The organism is Mesorhizobium sp. CA15 (assembly GCF_020165215.1).
In the GTDB taxonomy this organism is placed as follows: Bacteria; Pseudomonadota; Alphaproteobacteria; order Rhizobiales; family Rhizobiaceae; genus Mesorhizobium.
This window is the reverse complement of sequence record NZ_JAIUHQ010000001.1, coordinates 714131-730738: the sequence shown is the minus strand read 5'-3', so window position 1 is coordinate 730738 and position 16608 is coordinate 714131. Positions and strand designations below refer to the sequence as shown.

Annotated in this window: 16 protein-coding genes; 12 read left to right on the top strand and 4 right to left on the bottom strand. The window is 64.5% G+C overall.

Annotated features, from left to right (window positions below):
* Positions 1–129 precede the first annotated feature (129 nt).
* The 4 genes from LB515_RS03525 to erpA all read right to left on the bottom strand — a co-directional run bounded on the left by LB515_RS03525 (position 130) and on the right by erpA (position 2041).
* Positions 130–423, bottom strand: coding sequence for a hypothetical protein (locus LB515_RS03525; protein WP_095765009.1), 294 nt, complete (start codon positions 421–423; stop codon positions 130–132).
* 71 nt (positions 424–494) lie between these two features.
* The gene (gene xth / locus LB515_RS03520; protein WP_095765010.1) at positions 495–1289 is read right to left on the bottom strand and encodes an exodeoxyribonuclease III; all 795 of its coding nucleotides are present in this window, start codon (positions 1287–1289) and stop codon (positions 495–497) included.
* A 7-nt stretch (positions 1290–1296) separates the two neighbouring features.
* Entirely contained in the window at positions 1297–1689 is a 393-nt protein-coding gene (locus tag LB515_RS03515; RefSeq protein ID WP_224631787.1) for a VOC family protein, read from the bottom strand.
* A 4-nt stretch (positions 1690–1693) separates the two neighbouring features.
* On the bottom strand, positions 1694–2041 hold the full coding sequence (gene erpA / locus LB515_RS03510) for an iron-sulfur cluster insertion protein ErpA (protein WP_042644753.1): 348 nt from the start codon (positions 2039–2041) through the stop codon (positions 1694–1696).
* Between the two features lie 70 nt (positions 2042–2111).
* Between erpA and LB515_RS03505 the strand changes: the two genes are divergently transcribed.
* From LB515_RS03505 to LB515_RS03450, 12 genes are all read left to right on the top strand, one after another.
* On the top strand, positions 2112–3341 hold the full coding sequence (locus tag LB515_RS03505) for a deoxyguanosinetriphosphate triphosphohydrolase (RefSeq protein ID WP_224706751.1): 1230 nt from the start codon (positions 2112–2114) through the stop codon (positions 3339–3341).
* Between the two features lie 61 nt (positions 3342–3402).
* Complete coding sequence (gene argS, locus LB515_RS03500; RefSeq protein WP_224706750.1) at positions 3403–5160, top strand: arginine--tRNA ligase; 1758 nt, start codon at positions 3403–3405, stop codon at positions 5158–5160.
* A 103-nt stretch (positions 5161–5263) separates the two neighbouring features.
* Positions 5264–8776 carry an SPOR domain-containing protein gene (locus LB515_RS03495; RefSeq protein ID WP_224706749.1) on the top strand — a complete coding sequence of 1171 codons (3513 nt, stop codon included), beginning with the start codon at positions 5264–5266 and terminating at the stop codon, positions 8774–8776.
* Positions 8777–8909: 133 nt separating this feature from the next.
* Entirely contained in the window at positions 8910–9929 is a 1020-nt protein-coding gene (nagZ, locus tag LB515_RS03490; RefSeq protein ID WP_224706748.1) for a beta-N-acetylhexosaminidase, read from the top strand.
* Between the two features lie 62 nt (positions 9930–9991).
* Complete coding sequence (locus LB515_RS03485; protein ID WP_095765568.1) at positions 9992–10792, top strand: segregation and condensation protein A; 801 nt, start codon at positions 9992–9994, stop codon at positions 10790–10792.
* Complete coding sequence (gene scpB / locus LB515_RS03480; protein WP_095765016.1) at positions 10789–11544, top strand: SMC-Scp complex subunit ScpB; 756 nt, start codon at positions 10789–10791, stop codon at positions 11542–11544. Before LB515_RS03485 ends, scpB begins: the two co-directional genes overlap by 4 nt.
* Before the next feature lie 179 nt (positions 11545–11723).
* Positions 11724–11942 (top strand): twin-arginine translocase TatA/TatE family subunit, encoded by a 219-nt coding sequence (locus LB515_RS03475; RefSeq protein ID WP_027167260.1) that lies wholly within the window; start codon positions 11724–11726, stop codon positions 11940–11942.
* Between the two features lie 83 nt (positions 11943–12025).
* A complete protein-coding gene (gene tatB, locus LB515_RS03470) occupies positions 12026–12733 on the top strand; it encodes a Sec-independent protein translocase protein TatB (protein ID WP_224636235.1) in 708 nt (235 codons plus the stop codon).
* The gene (tatC, locus tag LB515_RS03465) at positions 12730–13593 is read left to right on the top strand and encodes a twin-arginine translocase subunit TatC (protein ID WP_224602759.1); all 864 of its coding nucleotides are present in this window, start codon (positions 12730–12732) and stop codon (positions 13591–13593) included. Before tatB ends, tatC begins: the two co-directional genes overlap by 4 nt.
* Positions 13594–13799: 206 nt before the next feature.
* Positions 13800–15104 carry a serine--tRNA ligase gene (gene serS, locus LB515_RS03460; protein ID WP_224706747.1) on the top strand — a complete coding sequence of 435 codons (1305 nt, stop codon included), beginning with the start codon at positions 13800–13802 and terminating at the stop codon, positions 15102–15104.
* A 4-nt stretch (positions 15105–15108) separates the two neighbouring features.
* Positions 15109–15867 carry a 5'/3'-nucleotidase SurE gene (gene surE, locus LB515_RS03455; RefSeq protein WP_224706746.1) on the top strand — a complete coding sequence of 253 codons (759 nt, stop codon included), beginning with the start codon at positions 15109–15111 and terminating at the stop codon, positions 15865–15867.
* A 31-nt stretch (positions 15868–15898) separates the two neighbouring features.
* Positions 15899–16552 (top strand): protein-L-isoaspartate(D-aspartate) O-methyltransferase, encoded by a 654-nt coding sequence (locus tag LB515_RS03450; protein WP_224706745.1) that lies wholly within the window; start codon positions 15899–15901, stop codon positions 16550–16552.
* The last annotated feature ends 56 nt before the right edge of the window (positions 16553–16608 follow it).

Sequence of the window (16608 nt, the reverse complement as noted above, 5' to 3'; positions counted from 1 at the left end):
AGGTGGCGCTGCGAAGCAGCGACGGATTGGGGGAACCACCTGGCAATCAAGCCTCGGCCTGATCAGTCGCGCCAGTCTCAGAAGATGTGTGCATAGCGTAACCTGGATGGTGGGGAGATCAACGAGGCCTCAGTTCTCGGTCGGCTCCGTCGGCGTCTGGCCGGGCGTCGGGGTCGAAAGCGATGTCGGGTGCGGCTTTGGCGCTTCACCCGGACATTCGTCCTTGATCCTGGTCCAGGACGTGTTGTTGAGAACCATGTCGCAGCGGGCGAGGTAACTCTCGCCGGCCAGCGTCAGGCACGCTGTCTCGCCGACGTTGAAGGATTTGCCGTTGGCAAGACAGGTTGGCGCCGCCAGCAACGGCGCCGGCGCGGCAAGCGCCAAGGCAAGGCCGGCTGGCCAGAAAAGAAATCGGATCGCCATTCAACCCCCACAGCAAGCCGCATCAAAGACGGGATTTGTGGCGATACTGGGTCAGGGTGCCTGGCAACGTCTCAGGCGGGCTGCAGGCTGAGGTCGATGGCGACCGGCACGTGGTCGGACGGCTTTTCCCAGGCGCGGACGTGCTTTTCCACCGAGGCCGACGAGAAGCGGTTGGCGGCTTCGGGCGAGAGCAGCAGGTGGTCGATGCGGATGCCGTTGTTTTTCTGCCAGGCGCCGGCCTGATAATCCCAGAAGGTGTAGACGCCGGCCGAGTCGGTCACGGCGCGCACTGCTTCGGTGAAGCCGAGATTCTTCAGCCGGCGAAAGGCCTGCCTCGTCTGTGGCTGGAACAGCGCGTCACCCAGCCAATTTTCGGGAAACCGGGCATCGGCGGGTTCGGGAATGACGTTGTAGTCACCGGCCAGCACCAGCGCTTCCTCGAGCCGCAGCCGCTCCTGCGCCCAACGCTCCAGCCGCGCCATCCAGGCGAGCTTGTAGGAAAACTTCCGTTCATCGTCGACCGGATTGCCGTTCGGCAGATAGAGCGAAGCGACGCGCAAGGCGCCCTGGTCGGTGGAAAAAACGCCTTCGATGAAGCGGGCATGATCATCCGCATCGTCGCCCGGCAGGCCGCGATTGACCTCGTCGAAGGGAAGCTTCGACAGAAGAGCGACGCCGTTAAAACTCTTCTGGCCGTTGGTCTCGACATTGTAGCCCAGCGCCTCGATCTCGGCGCGCGGGAACTGGTCGTCGACAGTCTTGATCTCCTGCAGGCACACGATGTCCGGCGCGCTTTCGGTCAGCCAGTGGGTGAGGTTGCCGATGCGGGCGCGAACGCCGTTGATGTTCCAGGTGACGATCTTCATGAGGACCTCAATGCTCTTCGGGCGGCAGGCGTTCGACGAGGCCGATCGTATTGCCTGCGGGGTCCTTTAGAAAGGCCATCCATTCGCTTTCCCCCGCCGGGCCGAACCGCCCCTCGGTGTCGCGGTGGACGAGCGTCGGCGGCGCGGTGAAGGGAATGCCCGCGGCTTTCGCCTCGGCGTGGAAGGCTTCGAGGCCGGCGATGTCGAAATAGACGGTGCCGGCCGGAACGCCGTCAGTGAAGAGGAGGCGCACGTCACCGGCCATAATGAAGGCAATACCGGGCGGGTCGTAGCGAGCGTGCACGTTCAGACCAAGCACGTCGCGCCAGAAAGCAAGCGTCGCATCGAAATCGCGGCCAGCCGAGAGCGCGACCTGACGGACCGCGCCGATGGCAGGCATCGGACTATATGGAAAAGCTCGTGCCGCAGCCGCAGGAGGCGACCGCGTTCGGGTTCCTGATCTGGAAGGACTGGCCCATCAGATCGTCGACGAAGTCGATCACCGAGCCGCCCATATAGACCAGCGACAGGTCGTCGATCAGGATGGTTGCGCCGTCCTTCTCGATGGCGACATCGTCATCGTTGCGGTCGCCTACCAAATCGAATTTGTAGGAAAAGCCGGAGCAGCCGCCGCCTTCGACGGAAACGCGCAGCGCCGTCTTGCCCGGTTCGCCGGAAACAATCCTGGCGATCCGCTTCGCCGCGGCATCGGTCATCTCGACCTTCATGGCAGTCTTGGCATCCGCGCCCATCGGCGTCACCTTGCTTTCGGTTTCACATGATAGGTATGAAGCGGGCGGGGCCAAGTCAACTGGTGGATCAATGGACGAGCGGCAGGGCAAGGATGCTCTCGGCGACATCGGGTTCGGCGACCGGCCGCGCGCCGTCTATGCGAGCGATCCGGCGCGCTCGCGCGGTCGCCTGTTCGACGAGCCGGAAAGCCCGACGCGCACACCGTTCCAACGCGACCGCGACCGCATCATCCATTCCACCGCCTTTCGCCGGCTGAAGCACAAGACGCAGGTGTTCGTCGCGCATGAGGGCGATCACTACCGCACGCGGCTGACGCATTCGATCGAGGTGGCGCAGATCGCCCGCGCGCTGGCACGGGCATTGCGCGGCGACGAGGATCTCGCCGAAGCCGTGGCGCTGGTGCATGATTTCGGCCATACGCCCTTCGGCCATACGGGCGAGGACGCGCTCAACGAGAAGATGGCGACCTGGGGCGGCTTCGATCACAACGCCCAGTCGCTGCGTATCGTGACGCGGCTCGAGCGGCGCTATGCCGAATTCGACGGGCTGAACCTCACCTGGGAAACGCTGGAGGGGCTGGTCAAGCACAATGGCCCGCTGGCCGACGCGAGCGGGAAGGGGCTCAAGGGCCCGGTGCCGCAGGCGATCCGCGACTATTCGGAGCTGCACGATCTCGAGCTCGACCGCTTCGCCGGCATCGAGGCGCAGTGTGCGGCGATCGCCGACGACATTGCCTACAACGCCCATGACATCGACGACGGCTTGCGCGCCGGCCTGCTGACGCTGGATATGCTTGGAGAGGTCGGTCTGCCCGGCTCGATCCTGAACAGCGTGCGTGCCAAATATCCTCAGCTCGACGATGTTCGCACCGGCCACGAACTGATGCGCCGGCAGATCACGCTGATGGTCGAGGATGTCATCGCATCGACCATCGCCAATATCGAGCGGCTCAAGCCGGACAGCGCCGATGCGGTGCGCGCGGCCGGCGAGACCCTGGTGACCTTCTCGGCCAGCATGGCGGCGGCCGAAAAGGAATTGAAGGCCTTTCTCTACAAGCATCTCTACCGGCATGCGGAGGTTATGCGGGTGCGGGCCGATGCCGAACAGATCGTGCGCGAGCTGTTCGACGTCTATTTCGCCGATCCACGCGCTATGCCCGACGGCTGGCGCGAAGGGCTCGACCGGGCCGAGGACCGCATCAAGGCGCGCAGCGTCGCCGACTTCCTGGCCGGCATGACCGACACCTATGCACTCAAGGAACATCGGCGTCTGTTTGACCATACGCCCGATTTGAGCTAGGGCGAGCCTCGATTTTGCCGGCCATCGAGCCGGTCGCCTCTTAAAGCCCAGAGCACTTCCGATGAATATCTTCGCCGATTTCAACGCGCGGATCATAAAAGCCGTCGAAGCCCTTGACCTGAAAGACAAGGATGGGGCCGCGCCCGACCTGTCGCGTGTCGCGGTCGAGCCGCCGCGTGACGCCAGCCATGGCGACCTCGCGACCAACGCGGCGATGGTGCTGGCCAAACCCACCGGAGAGAACCCGCGCGCGCTTGCCGAAAAACTGGCCGAAGCGCTGCGGGGCGACGCTGATATTGCCTCGGCCGAGATCGCCGGGCCGGGCTTCGTCAATCTCAGGCTGAAGGACGCATTCTGGCACACGCACCTGGCGGCGTTGCTCGGCGAGGGGCGCAATTATGGCCGCTCGACCATCGGCGGCGGCCGCAAGGCCAATGTCGAATATGTCTCGGCCAACCCGACCGGCCCCATGCATGTCGGCCACTGCCGCGGCGCCGTGGTCGGCGATGCCTTGGCCAATCTGATGGCCTTCGCCGGCTACGACGTGACCAAGGAATACGTCATCAACGACGCCGGCTCGCAGATCGACGTGCTCGGCCGCTCGGCGTTGCTGCGGTATCGCGAGGCGCTTGGCGAAGCCATCGGTGAGATACCGCCCGGGCTTTATCCGGGCGACTACCTGATCCCCGTCGGCCGGGCGCTGGCTGAGGAGTTCGGACTCGGCCTGCTGGAGATGCCGGAAGAGGAGGCGCTGGCGATCGTCAAGGACCGCACAGTCGACGCGATGATGGCGATGATCCGCGAGGATCTGGCGCTGCTCAACGTGCATCACGACGTGTTCTTCTCCGAGCGCACGCTGCATGCCGACAACGCCAAGAAGATCCGGGCGGCGATCGCCGACCTGACGCTGAAGGGCCACATCTACAAAGGCAAGCTGCCGCCGCCCAAGGGCGAGAAGCCGGACGACTGGGAAGACCGCGAGCAGACGCTGTTCCGCTCGACCGCGGTCGGCGACGACATGGACCGGGCCCTGGTCAAGTCGGACGGCTCCTTCACCTATTTCGCCGCCGACGTCGCCTATCTCAAGGACAAGGTCGACCGCGGCTTCGTCGACCTGATCTATGTGCTCGGAGCCGACCATGGCGGCTACGTCAAGCGGCTCGAAGCGCTGGCGCGCGCGGTTGCCGGCGATGCCGTCAAGCTCACCGTGCTGCTTTGCCAACTTGTAAAACTGTTCCGCGACGGCGAGCCGGTCCGCATGTCGAAACGGTCCGGCGATTTCATCACGCTGCGCGAGGTCGTGGAAGAGGTCGGCCGCGACCCGATCCGCTTCATGATGCTTTACCGCAAGAACGACGCGCCGCTCGATTTCGACTTCGCCAAGGTCACCGAGCAGTCGAAGGACAATCCGGTGTTCTACGTGCAGTACGCGTCGGCGCGCTGCCATTCCGTTTTCAGGCAGGCGAGCGAGCAGCTCGGCGAGGCGAACTTCGATCGCAACCGGCTCGCGGCCTCGGTGGCTGCGCTGGCCGACGAGGGCGAGATCGCGCTGATCCGGAAGCTGGCCGAATATCCCCGGCTGATCGAATCCGCGGCGCTTTCGCTGGAGCCGCACCGGCTGGCATTCTACCTCTACGATCTGGCTTCCGGCTTCCATGCACAGTGGAATCGCGGCAACGACAACCAGGACTTACGTTTTGTTAAGGTTAACGACCGAGAATCAACTTATGCCAGACTAGGGCTGGTGCAGGCTGTTTCGGATGTTTTGACTTCCGGCTTGACGCTTATCGGGGCAGACGCGCCCATCGAAATGCGTTAGGTTTAACTAAAAAACCTGTCACCTTTTGCCCACATTGCGCTGGTAAGGGCCAACCCTGCGCGACGTCCATGGCGTCCGACTGTGTGCGAGTTCGGGAACAATAATGGCAGACAGAACCCCGCTGAAAGTAGCCGACCACAACGACATCGCCGACGATGATCCGTTCGCTGAACTGACCCGGATCATGGGTTTCGATCCGCGCCAGCCGGTGCGGCAGCCGGCCCCCGCGGCCGAGAAGGCCAATCAGGTCGTGGAGGCTGACGATTTCGACATCGACCTCGAGAAGGAGTTGATGGGCGAGTTCGATTCCGTCGAGGAAAGCGCGCCGGTCGTTCAGCAGGCTGCACTGCATCAGATCAGCAAAGAGCCGGCCTTCGAGGCTGCCAGCGCCGCCGCGAATGACGACGAGCTTACCGCTTCCTTCGAGCAGGATTTCGTATTCGACGACGCGGCGGATTATGCCGACTTCGCGGTGGCCCGTGCGCCGGAGCCGGATTTTGCGCCGCAGCCGCAGGCGGCGCCCGAACCGGAAGGCGCGCCAGAGGCGCATTTTGCATCTGAGGCGCATTTCGCGCCGGTGCCAGAAGAAGCTTCCGAGCCGGAGGTCGCTTTCGACGACGATTTCGACAAGGCCGTCGCCGGTTCGCTCGATGTCTCGCCGGTCGAAGATGATCTTGCGATCGACCGGGAAATGGCGGCTTCGCTGGACCAGGATTTCCAGCTCGACCATCACGAGCCTGCCAACCTCGACGATCAAGAGCTCGCCAACCTCGACGATCAAGAGCCGGCTGACGCGCGTCAGGACGCCGTCGAGGCCATGCAGGCCGCAAGCGAGGCGGCGTTCGACGCCGATTTCGACAACGCGGTCCAGATGTCGCTCGAAGACGAGCTGTCGTTTGAGAGCCAGGAGCCGGAGCAGCATGCGCAGGCCGCCGAGCCGGTCGAAGCTCACGCAGCCGCCCCGCTGATTTCCGAGGATGATTTTGCCGGTCATTTCGATCACGCGATGACCGATGTCGATATCAATCTCGGCCAGGATATGGATCTCGGCCAGGGTCAGGACCTTCAAGAGCCTGAGCTGTCGCTTGACGACGAGTCTGCGCCGGCTGTCGAGGCGCCGGCCGAGACGGCCGCCGCCGAGCCGGAGCTCGCCGCGCCCGAACCTGCCGCCGCGCTGACCCTCGATGACGATTTCGAGCTGAGCTTTCGCGATGCGTTGAACGAGGAGCCGCAAGCTCCGGCCGTCGAGCCTGTTGCCGCGCTGCAGCCGACCGTCGCCGAGGCGGCTCCCGTCGTCGCCGCTCCGGTTCCGCCGAGCGCCGCCGTTGAACCCGTGAAACCGGCCGCCAGCGAGCGCAGCCTGGAAGACGAACTCAATGCGCTGCTTGGCGCCATGACCGCGCGGCCGATGCCGGCTGTCAGGGAGCCTGTTCCGGCGCCACGGCTGGTCGCGCAACCTGCGAGCTACGAAAGCGAGAAGATCGAGGCCGACGATCTCGACTGGACTCTCGACGAGCAGCAGCCGTCGCAGAGCGGCCAGGGCGGTCAGCCGGTCGAAAGCGACCTGGACGACCTGCTCGCCAGCGAGCTCGATCACCAGGATTTCGCAACCTCGGCCAAGGCAGAGCCCGCGGTCGATTTTGATGACGACGAATTCGGCGCCGCTTTCGCCCGGAGTATCGAAGCCGAGCAGGAGGCCGCCCGGGCGAGGGCAAATTCGTCCGATTGGCTGCATTCGACGAACGCCGAGCCGGCAAGGTCGTGGAGTCGCTCGACCCCGACCGCCGCTCCGCCGGTGCAGGTTTCGTTTGCTGCGCAGCCGGCAGCCTCGACGGCGGTGCAGATGACCGCGCCTTCAGCGCCAATGCAGGTGGCGGCGCCGGCCTACCGCAGCGAACCGGCTACGGATTATTCCGCCTACGCCAAGCCGGCGCAGGCGCCTGTGCCTCCACAACACCCCCACGAGCATGATGACATTCCCGACGTCGAGACGGTCGACGTGCCGGAGCGCGTGGTCGCGCTCGCGGACGACCTCGACATTCCGGAGCTCAGCTTCGAAGAGGACCAGCCGGCGGCACCCGCATATGACGATCTCGATGCGGAATTCGCCAGCTTGCTCACCGACATGAACGCGACGGAGATCGCGTCGGCGCCGACACAGAGCCGCAGCTATGACGACGAATCCTATAATGCCGGCTTCAATGGCTATGATCGTCGCGACTTGCGTGTCGAGGCTCCGGCGGCTCCGGTGACCCCAGCTGCGCTTGCCGCCGCGAATGATTACGATGCCGATGATTTGCCCGGCAGCCGGCCGGTTTCGCAGGCGGACGAATTCGCCGCCGATGAGCTCGACTATGATCCCGAGCTCGAAGAAGCGATGGCGATCCCCGGGCTCGCCGAGCGCGAGGCGGCGCAGCCGCGCCGGCGCGGCGTGATGATCGCGGCGCTCGTCGGCGCAGTGGTGGTTTTCGGCGGCCTTGGCGCGCTGGCCTTCTCCTTCGGCGGCAAAAGCGGCAGCGCGGCCCCGGTGATCGTCAAGGCCGACAATTCGCCGATCAAGGTGAAGCCCGAAAATCCGGGCGGCACGGTGGTGCCGAACCAGGACAACAAGGTTTACGACGCGGTCGCCAAGGGCGGCGGCGCGGCCAAGCCGGCCGAGCCGGTGCAGCAGAAGCTGGTGAACACCACCGAGCAGCCTGTGGACCTGGCATCGAAGGAACCGCCGCAGAGCCGGGTGGTCGACCTTTCGCCCAAGGATAACGGCGCCGCGGCCGGCACTGACGCCCCCGGCGATCCAGGCACAGCATTGCCCGGCGTCGAGCAAACGGCTGTGCCCGCAAGCACGCAACCTGCCGCGCCCGCAAACGCGCAGCCTACCGCGCCGGCAAGCGCGCAGCCGGCGGCACCGGCGCCGAAGTCGGAAGACCGCATCGCCCAGGTGCTGCAGCAGGATGCCGAGAACACCGCCAACAACGATGTCGTCGCCGTCGCGCCGCGCAAGGTGAAGACGATGATGGTGAAACCCGACGGCTCGCTGGTGCCGCGCGAGGACCCGGCTCCAGCCGCCGCGCCGAAGGTCGCCGCGGCCGAACCGAACGATCCGGCGCCGCAACATGTCGCGCCGGCCTCTGACGGCCAGCAGACGGGAACGGTGGCTTCCGACGCGGGCCAGGCCGTTACGGACCAGGCCGATGCGCCGGCCGTCAAGCCGGTGAAACCCGCGAAGAAGACTGAAGCCAAGGCGCAGTCGGCCAACACGCCGGCAGTGGCGCCGGTGGCGCCGGCGCGTCCGTCCGACCAGCCGGTCGATATCGTCGGCGAGGTCAAGCCGGACCAGGTCGCTTCGATCGATCCGGCGGCGGCCGCCGGCGGCGGCTCGTGGTCGATGCAGATCGCATCGCAGCCGACGGTCGAAAGCGCGCAGTCGACCTATCAGGACCTGCAGCGCCGCTATGGCGGCGTGCTGTCCGGCCGCACGGCCAACATCGTCAAGGCCGAGGTCGCGGGCAAGGGTACCTTCTACCGCGTCCGCGTTGCGGCCCAGTCGCGCAACGATGCAATCAGCCTTTGCACCAGCTACAAGGCGGCCGGCGGCAACTGCTTCGTATCGCGCTGATTAAATCAAGCCTATCAAAGCCGGCGCCGCCGAAAGGCCGCGCCGGCTTTTCGTTGTGGACGGTTGCGGGCTTTGGCTGGTCCGAGGGCAGGGGTGATTCCCTTTGCTCGCTCAAAGCCTTAAGCTTCCGGGCATGAGCGAATCAAAATCCATGATCCTCGGCTGCGCCGGGAAATCCCTCACCGAGGACGAAATCCGCTTCTATCGGGACGAACGTCCCTGGGGCTTCATCCTGTTTGCGCGCAACATCGGCGAAGCCGGGCAGATCCGCGACCTTGTCGCCTCGATGCGTGACTGCGTCGGCCGCCCGGGCGCTCCGGTCTTCATCGATCAGGAAGGCGGCAGGGTGCAGCGCCTGCGTCCGCCGCTGGCGCCGAACTATCCGGCCGGGGGTGCGCTTGGCGCATTGTGGCGCGAGGATAAGGAAGCCGGCCGCCGCGCCGCCTGGCTGCTGGCCCGGCTGCATGCCTTCGATCTCTCGCGCCTGGGTATAACGGCCGACTGCCTGCCAGTGCTCGACGTTCCGGTCGAAGGCGCCAGCGACGTTATCGGCGCGCGCGCCTATGGCAAGGAGCCCAATGCGGTGATCGAGCTTGGCCGGGCCTCGGCCGAGGGATTGATGTCGGGCGGCGTGCTGCCGGTGATGAAGCACATTCCCGGCCACGGCCGCGCCTTTGCCGACACGCATTTCGCGCTGCCGACCGTCGATACGCCGCTCGATGAACTCAGACGGCATGATTTTGCCCCGTTCAAGGCGTTGAACGAGCTGCCGATGGCGATGACGGCGCATGTCGTCTACAGCGCGGTCGACCCCGACAATCCGGCGACGACGTCCGCCAAGGTCGTGGATCAGGTGATCCGCGGCGAGATCGGCTTCGACGGGCTGCTGATGAGCGACGACACGTCGATGAAGGCACTTTCTGGGGATTTCCCGACAAAGGCGGCCTCGATCCTTGCGGCCGGCTGCGATCTCGTCCTTCACTGCAACGGCGTTTTCGAGGAGATGTCGGGGATCGCGTCGCGCACGACGGCGCTGTCAGGCAAGTCTTTGCAGCGCGCCGAGCGGGCGCTGACCTATATAAAGGATCGCGACGTCGCCGACGAAACGGCCATACGCGCAGAATTCGCCACCTATTTCGAAGCGGTGGCCTGAACCGAAGGGACGAAAGGCAAGTGGCGGAGACATTGGAAGGCAAGGCCGCGAAGGCCGCACCGATGGACCGCCTGTGGGCCGAGAACGACGATTCCCGCCTGACTGGCGACCCGTCGCTGGTCGTCGACGTGGCGGGTTTCGAAGGCCCGCTCGATCTTCTTTTGCATCTTGCCCGCAACCAAAAGGTCGATCTGGCGCGCATTTCTATCCTGGCGCTCGCGGAGCAATATCTGGCCTTCGTCGAAAAAGTGCGGGCGCTTAGGTTAGAGCTTGCCGCCGACTATCTGGTGATGGCGGCGTGGCTGGCCTTCCTGAAGTCGAAGCTCTTGATCCCGAAACAGCCGGGCGAGGAGGGCGAAAGCGGCGAGGAACTGGCGGCGGTGCTGCAATTCCGGCTGAAGCGCCTTGAAGCCATGCGCGACGCCTCGGCGCGGCTGGTGAACCGCAACCGTCTTGGGCGCGACGTCTTTGCGCGCGGCATGCCGGAAATGGTCATTGTCGAGAAGCGCAACAGCTTTTCGGCTTCGCTCTACGATCTGCTCACCGCCTATGCGCAGCAGCGCCAGCGGCAGGCGATCAACAATGTGACGATCGCCCGGCGCGCCGTGTGGTCGCTCAAGGATGCGCGCGAGGTGCTGGCGCGGCTGATCGGCTCGGTCGGCGACTGGACGACGCTCGACAGCTTCCTGATCGAATATCTGGCGGCGCCGGAGGAGAAGCGCACGGCGATGGCCAGTTCTTTCGCGGCGACGCTCGAGATGGTGCGCGAGGGCAAATTGGAAGTTCGGCAGGATCAGGTGTTCGCGCCGATCTATCTGCGCGGCCGCGCGCAAGGGGTAAGGGCAGTCGAGGTGGTATCATGAGCGAACGCGCCAACGCTTCGGTCATCCCGTTCAAGGTCGAGGACGAACCGGAAGACGAGATGGCCGAGCAGGGTTCCATCGAAAACCCCGCCGAGCGGCTGCAATTGTCGGAAGCCGTGCGCATGGCCGAGGCGATCATTTTCGCCAGTGCCGAGCCGGTCAGCGAAAAGCAGCTTGCCGCGCGCCTGCCGGAAGGCGTCAACATTGCCGCCGCAATGGCGGATTTGCAGGAAATCTATGCCAAGCGCGGCGTCAACTTGGTACGGGTCGGCGATGCCTGGGCCTTCCGCACCGCCGGCGACCTGGCTTTCCTGATGAGCCGGGACTCCGTGCAGCAAAGGAAGCTCTCGCGCGCGGCGCTCGAAGTGCTGGCGATCATTGCCTATCACCAGCCGGTGACGCGCGCCGAGATCGAGGACATCAGGGGCGTCGAAACGTCGAAGGGCACGCTCGACACGCTGCTGGAAACGGAGTGGGTCAGGATGCGCGGCCGCCGCCGCACGCCCGGACGGCCGGTGACCTACGGCACCACCGACGCTTTCCTCGATCATTTCGCGCTGGAGGAGATCCGCGATCTGCCCGGCATGGAAGAGCTGAAGGGCGCTGGCCTGCTCTCGACGCGCATGCCTGCGAATTTCTCGATGCCGGTGCCGCCGGCCGATCCGGACGCGCTCGCCGAAGACGAGGACGCGCTGACGGATATCGACCTCGAGGAGCTCGGGCTGCTGACGCCGCGCGTCACCGACGAGTGATCATCAAATCGCCGCGAATGGTCTATTAGCAGAGGCTGCGCGGATTCGTAGCAAGCCGCTCACGCCGAAAGTGCGTGACATCCGCTAGCCATTTTATCAACTTCGTAGCGGTTGTGTTTGAATCCCTGAGCGAAAACGCATAGATCATCGCCGAGGGAAACCATTCGAGAGAGATTGTTATGGGTTCATTTTCGATTTGGCACTGGATGATCGTGCTGGTCATCGTGCTTCTGGTGTTCGGCCGCGGCAAGATCCCGGAACTGATGGGCGACATGGCCAAGGGCATCAAGAGCTTCAAGAAGGGCATGGCCGACGACGACGCCGACGACAAGCGTACCGTCGAGCATCGCGCTGACGAGACTGTTTCGCCGGCCAAGGAAAAGGTCAGCAAGAGCTGATCTTGGTTGTTGCTTTGAGCATGCCGTTGTCCCAAAACCGCTTCGCATTTTTGGGCGGCAGGCACCCGTCGGAATAGATTGTCATGTTCGAAGTCGGTTGGAGCGAGCTGCTGGTGATCGCGGTCGTCATGATCGTGGTCGTCGGGCCGAAAGATTTGCCCAACATGCTGCGCACCTTCGGCCGCACCGCGGCGAAATTGCGCGCCATGGCCGGCGACTTCCAGAAGCAGTTCAACGAAGCGCTGAAGGAAGCCGAGCTCGACGATGTGAAGAGCTCGATCGATAGTCTTCGCGGCCTCAATCCGATGAACGAGGTGCGCAAGCAGCTCAATCCGTTCGAGCAGGCCGCGGCCGATGTGCGCGCCGGCGTCGATACGATGATGAAGCCCAAGCCGGCCGCCGATCCGGCGGCGCCGGCAGCGGAAACGCCGCAGGCCGCCGAGCCGCTCAAGAACGGTGCGACGGACCTGCCTGGCGTCGGTGGGCCCGAGGCTAGCTCTGCCGCTCCAGCCTTCCCGGCCATGACCGACGCCTCCGTCACCGCACCGGTTTCTGACACCGCCGTGCCGGCCAGGCCGGCGAAAAAGGCGGTGACCGCCAAGGCAAGGACCGCCAGCACGGCGGCCAAACCGGTCGCGGCAACTAGGGCACCGGCAGCAAAAGCGCCGGCCAAAGCCGCAGCGCCTGCAACGAAGGCAGCGCCGAAGGCTGGGGCAAAGCCTGCCGCGGCGAAGAAGCCGGCCGCGAAGAGGGCAACCGACGGCAAGAAGATGACGGGCGGCACCAAGTGAGCGTTTCGGACAAGGAGCGGGAAGAAATCGAGAAATCGTCAGCGCCGCTGATCGAGCATCTCATCGAGTTGCGCCGCCGCCTGATCTGGTCGCTGGGCGGCTTCTTCGTCGCCTTTCTCGTCTGCTTCTTCTTCGCCAAGCGCCTGTTCAACCTTCTGGTCGTCCCCTTCAAATGGGCGACGCAGTGGGCAGGGCTCGACCCGCATAAGGTCGAGCTGATCTATACCGCGCCGCAGGAGTTCTTCTTCACCCAGGTGAAGCTCGCCATGTTCGGCGGCATGGTGATCGCCTTCCCGCTGATCGCAACGCAGATCTACAAGTTCATCGCGCCCGGCCTCTACAAGAACGAGCGCAGCGCCTTCCTGCCGTTCCTGATCGCATCGCCCATCCTGTTCCTGATGGGCGCCTCGCTGGTCTATTTCTTCTTCACCCCGATGGTCATGTGGTTTTTCCTGGCCATGCAGCAGACCGGCACCAACGACCAGGTGCAGATCTCGCTGCTGCCGAAGGTGTCGGAATATCTCAGCCTGATCATGACGCTGATCTTTTCCTTCGGCCTGGTGTTCCAGCTGCCGGTGGTGACCAGCCTTTTGACGCGCGTCGGCATATTGTCGTCGCAGGCGCTGGCCGAGAAGCGCAAATGGGCGATCGTCCTTTCCTTCGTCGTTGCCGCCGTGCTGACGCCGCCCGATCCGATGAGCCAGTGCGGCCTCGCCATCCCGACCATCATTCTCTATGAGGTCGCCATCTGGTCCTCGCGCATGATCGAGCGCAGCCAGGCGCGCGACCGCCTGGCGCGCGAGCAGGCGGAGGCGGGGAGCTCTGCCGCCAGCAACACGCCGGACGCCTCTTCCACCTAAGCGGGGCTTTCCAGCCGAGAAATCGCAGCTGTCGGCCTGGTCGCCGTCTTGCATCGATGGCGGATGCGGTTTACCCCCTCGATCCTTAAGGCGCGTCGCGCTCAATGTTTTAAGCGACGCGCTTTTAAGTCTCTATTTTCATGCATGTCGTTTTCCAAAACCGCTGCACATTTTTGGGTGACATGCATCTAGTTTGAGGATCGACCATGCTTGACATCAAATGGATTCGCGACAACCCGAAGGCCCTTGTCGAGGCGCTGGTGAAGCGCTCGTGGTCGGCGGGCGAGGCGCAGTCCACGGTCGACGATCTGATCGCGAAGGACGAAGCGCGGCGTTCGCATCTCAGTGAGCTGCAGGTCAAGCAGGAACGCCGCAACGCCGCCTCGAAGGAGATAGGCAACGCCATGCGTTCAGGCGATTCAGCGCTCGCCGAGAAGCTCAAGGGCGAGGTCAGCGAGATCAAGGCGTTCATCCAGAATGGCGAGGCGCGCGAGCGCGAGCTCGACAAGGCGCTGGACGACGCGCTGGCGGTTCTGCCCAACGTGCCGCATGACGATGTGCCGGTCGGCAAGGACGAGCACGATAATGTCGTCAAGCGCATCGTCGGCGAGGTGCCGACGCGTCCGAATTGGGTGAAGGAGCATTTCGAGATAGGCGAAGCGCTCGGCATGATGGATTTCGAGCGGGCGGCGAAATTGTCCGGCTCGCGGTTCACGGTGCTGAAGAGCCAGCTGGCGCGCATGGAGCGGGCGCTAGGCCAGTTCATGATCGACCTGCACACGACAGAGCACGGTTATGAAGAGATCATCCCGCCGCTGATGGTGCGCGACGAGGTATTGTTCGGTACCAATCAGCTGCCGAAATTCGAACTCGATCTGTTCTTCACGCCGCATGGCGACAGTCGGCTTGGGCTCATTCCGACGGCCGAAGTGCCGCTCACCAATCTCGTGCGAGAAGAGATCACCGCGCATGAAAAGCTGCCGCTGCGCTACACCGCGCTGACGCCATGCTTCCGCTCGGAAGCCGGCTCGGCCGGCCGCGATACGCGCGGCATGCTGCGCCAGCACCAGTTCTACAAGGTAGAGCTGGTCTCGATCACCGACCAGGAAAGCTCGCTCGCCGAGCATGAGCGCATGACTGAATGCGCCGAGGAAGTGCTGAAGCGGCTCGGCCTGCCGTTCCGCACCGTCACGCTTTGCACCGGCGACATGGGTTTCGGCGCGCGCAAGACCTACGACATCGAGGTCTGGCTGCCGGGGCAGAACGCCTATCGCGAAATCTCGTCCTGCTCGGTCTGCGGCGATTTCCAGGCCAGGCGCATGGATGCCCGCTACAAGGACAAGGATGGCAAGGGCAATCGCTTCGTCCACACGCTCAACGGTTCGGGCACCGCGGTCGGCCGGGCTCTTATCGCCGTCATCGAAAACTACCAGAATGAGGATGGCAGCGTAACCATTCCTGAAATGCTGCGGCCTTACATGGGTGGTCTCGCCAAGATCGAAGCGAAGTGACTTGATGCGCATCCTGCTGACCAATGACGACGGCATCCATGCCGAGGGGCTGGCATCGCTCGAGCGTATCGCCCGCACGCTGTCGGACGACGTCTGGGTGGTTGCGCCGGAGCAGGACCAGTCCGGTTACGCGCATTCGCTGTCGATCTCGGAACCGCTCAGGCTGCGCAAGATTGGCGAGAAGCACTATGCCGTGCGCGGCACGCCGACCGACTGCGTCATCATGGGCGCGAAAAAAATCCTGCCTGGACCGCCGGATCTGATCCTGTCCGGCGTCAATTCCGGCGCCAACATCGCCGACGACGTCACCTATTCCGGCACCGTTGCGGGCGCCATGGAAGGCGCGCTGCTCGGCGTCCGCTCGATCGCGGTGAGCCAGGCCTATTCCTATGTCGGCGAGGATCGCGTCGTGCCTTACGAGACGACCGAGGCGCTGGCGCCGGCGTTGCTCAAGCGACTGGTGGAGACGCCGCTGCCGGAAGGCGTGCTGCTCAACGTCAATTTCCCGAACTGCGCGCCCGACGAAGTGGAGGGGACCGTCGTCACCGCGCAGGGCAAGCTGGTGCACAGCCTTTGGGTCGACGAGCGGCGCGACGGGCGCGGCCTGCCTTACTACTGGCTGCGCTTCGGCCGCGAGCCGGTCGAAGGCAAGAAGGGCACGGATCTCCATGCGCTGCGCAACCGGCAGGTTTCGGTGACGCCGCTGCAGCTCGACCTCACCGCCCATGAGCTCCGCGACCAACTGACCAAGGCGCTGTCATAAAATAGGGTTTTGGCATGAACACGGTTTTGGCATGAATACGGGCATCGACGACCGCGAAGGTTTTGCCGCTTTCCTGCTCAGGCTGCGGGGCAGGGGCGCGGCGCCCAAGGCGCTGGTCGCCGCCTTCGAGGCGACGCCGCGGCGTGGTTTCCTGCCGGCGCAGTTCCATGCGGTCGCGTGGTCGGACGGCATGCTGCCGATCGAATGCGGCGAGGCGATCGAGGGCGCCGATCTGCAGGCGGCGGTGATCGCCGCGCTTCACATCGAGCCGGGCAACCGCGTGCTCGAGATCGGAACCGGTTCGGGCTATACGGCCGCTGTCATGTCGAGGCTTGCGGCGCGCGTCATCACCGTCGACCGCTACAAGACGCTGGCCGAGCAGGCAAAGCAGCGCTTCGAGGCGCTCGCGATCAGCAACGTCATCGCCCGTCAGGCCGACGGGTCCAACGGCCTGCCCAATGAAGGGCCGTTCGACCGTATCGTCGCCTGGGCCGCCTTCGACAGCCTGCCGCGCTTCCTGCTCGACCAACTGTCGAGCGGCGGCATCGTCATCGCGCCGATCGGTCCGGAAGAGGGCGAGCAGGTGCTGGCCAAGCTCACCAAGGTCGGCAGCCGCTTCGAGCGCGAGGACATCGGCATGGTCAGGCTGCAGCCGATCCTGCGCAGCGTCGCGATGGTGATTTAAGGGCTTCACAGCCCTCGCCAAAATTTCCGCCAATGTTTTAAGAAAATTTTTGTCGG

Excerpts from the sequence above, each read along its gene's own strand:
- LB515_RS03525 (WP_095765009.1), bottom strand. The coding sequence starts at position 423 with ATGGCGATCCGATTTCTTTTCTGGCCAGCCGGCCTTGCCTTGGCGCTT.
- xth (WP_095765010.1), bottom strand. The coding sequence starts at position 1,289 with ATGAAGATCGTCACCTGGAACATCAACGGCGTTCGCGCCCGCATCGGC.
- LB515_RS03515 (WP_224631787.1), bottom strand. The coding sequence starts at position 1,689 with ATGCCTGCCATCGGCGCGGTCCGTCAGGTCGCGCTCTCGGCTGGCCGC.
- erpA (WP_042644753.1), bottom strand. The coding sequence starts at position 2,041 with ATGGGCGCGGATGCCAAGACTGCCATGAAGGTCGAGATGACCGATGCC.
- LB515_RS03505 (WP_224706751.1), top strand. The coding sequence starts at position 2,112 with ATGGACGAGCGGCAGGGCAAGGATGCTCTCGGCGACATCGGGTTCGGC.
- argS (WP_224706750.1), top strand. The coding sequence starts at position 3,403 with ATGAATATCTTCGCCGATTTCAACGCGCGGATCATAAAAGCCGTCGAA.
- LB515_RS03495 (WP_224706749.1), top strand. The coding sequence starts at position 5,264 with ATGGCAGACAGAACCCCGCTGAAAGTAGCCGACCACAACGACATCGCC.
- nagZ (WP_224706748.1), top strand. The coding sequence starts at position 8,910 with ATGAGCGAATCAAAATCCATGATCCTCGGCTGCGCCGGGAAATCCCTC.
- LB515_RS03485 (WP_095765568.1), top strand. The coding sequence starts at position 9,992 with ATGGACCGCCTGTGGGCCGAGAACGACGATTCCCGCCTGACTGGCGAC.
- scpB (WP_095765016.1), top strand. The coding sequence starts at position 10,789 with ATGAGCGAACGCGCCAACGCTTCGGTCATCCCGTTCAAGGTCGAGGAC.
- LB515_RS03475 (WP_027167260.1), top strand. The coding sequence starts at position 11,724 with ATGGGTTCATTTTCGATTTGGCACTGGATGATCGTGCTGGTCATCGTG.
- tatB (WP_224636235.1), top strand. The coding sequence starts at position 12,026 with ATGTTCGAAGTCGGTTGGAGCGAGCTGCTGGTGATCGCGGTCGTCATG.
- serS (WP_224706747.1), top strand. The coding sequence starts at position 13,800 with ATGCTTGACATCAAATGGATTCGCGACAACCCGAAGGCCCTTGTCGAG.
- surE (WP_224706746.1), top strand. The coding sequence starts at position 15,109 with ATGCGCATCCTGCTGACCAATGACGACGGCATCCATGCCGAGGGGCTG.
- LB515_RS03450 (WP_224706745.1), top strand. The coding sequence starts at position 15,899 with ATGAATACGGGCATCGACGACCGCGAAGGTTTTGCCGCTTTCCTGCTC.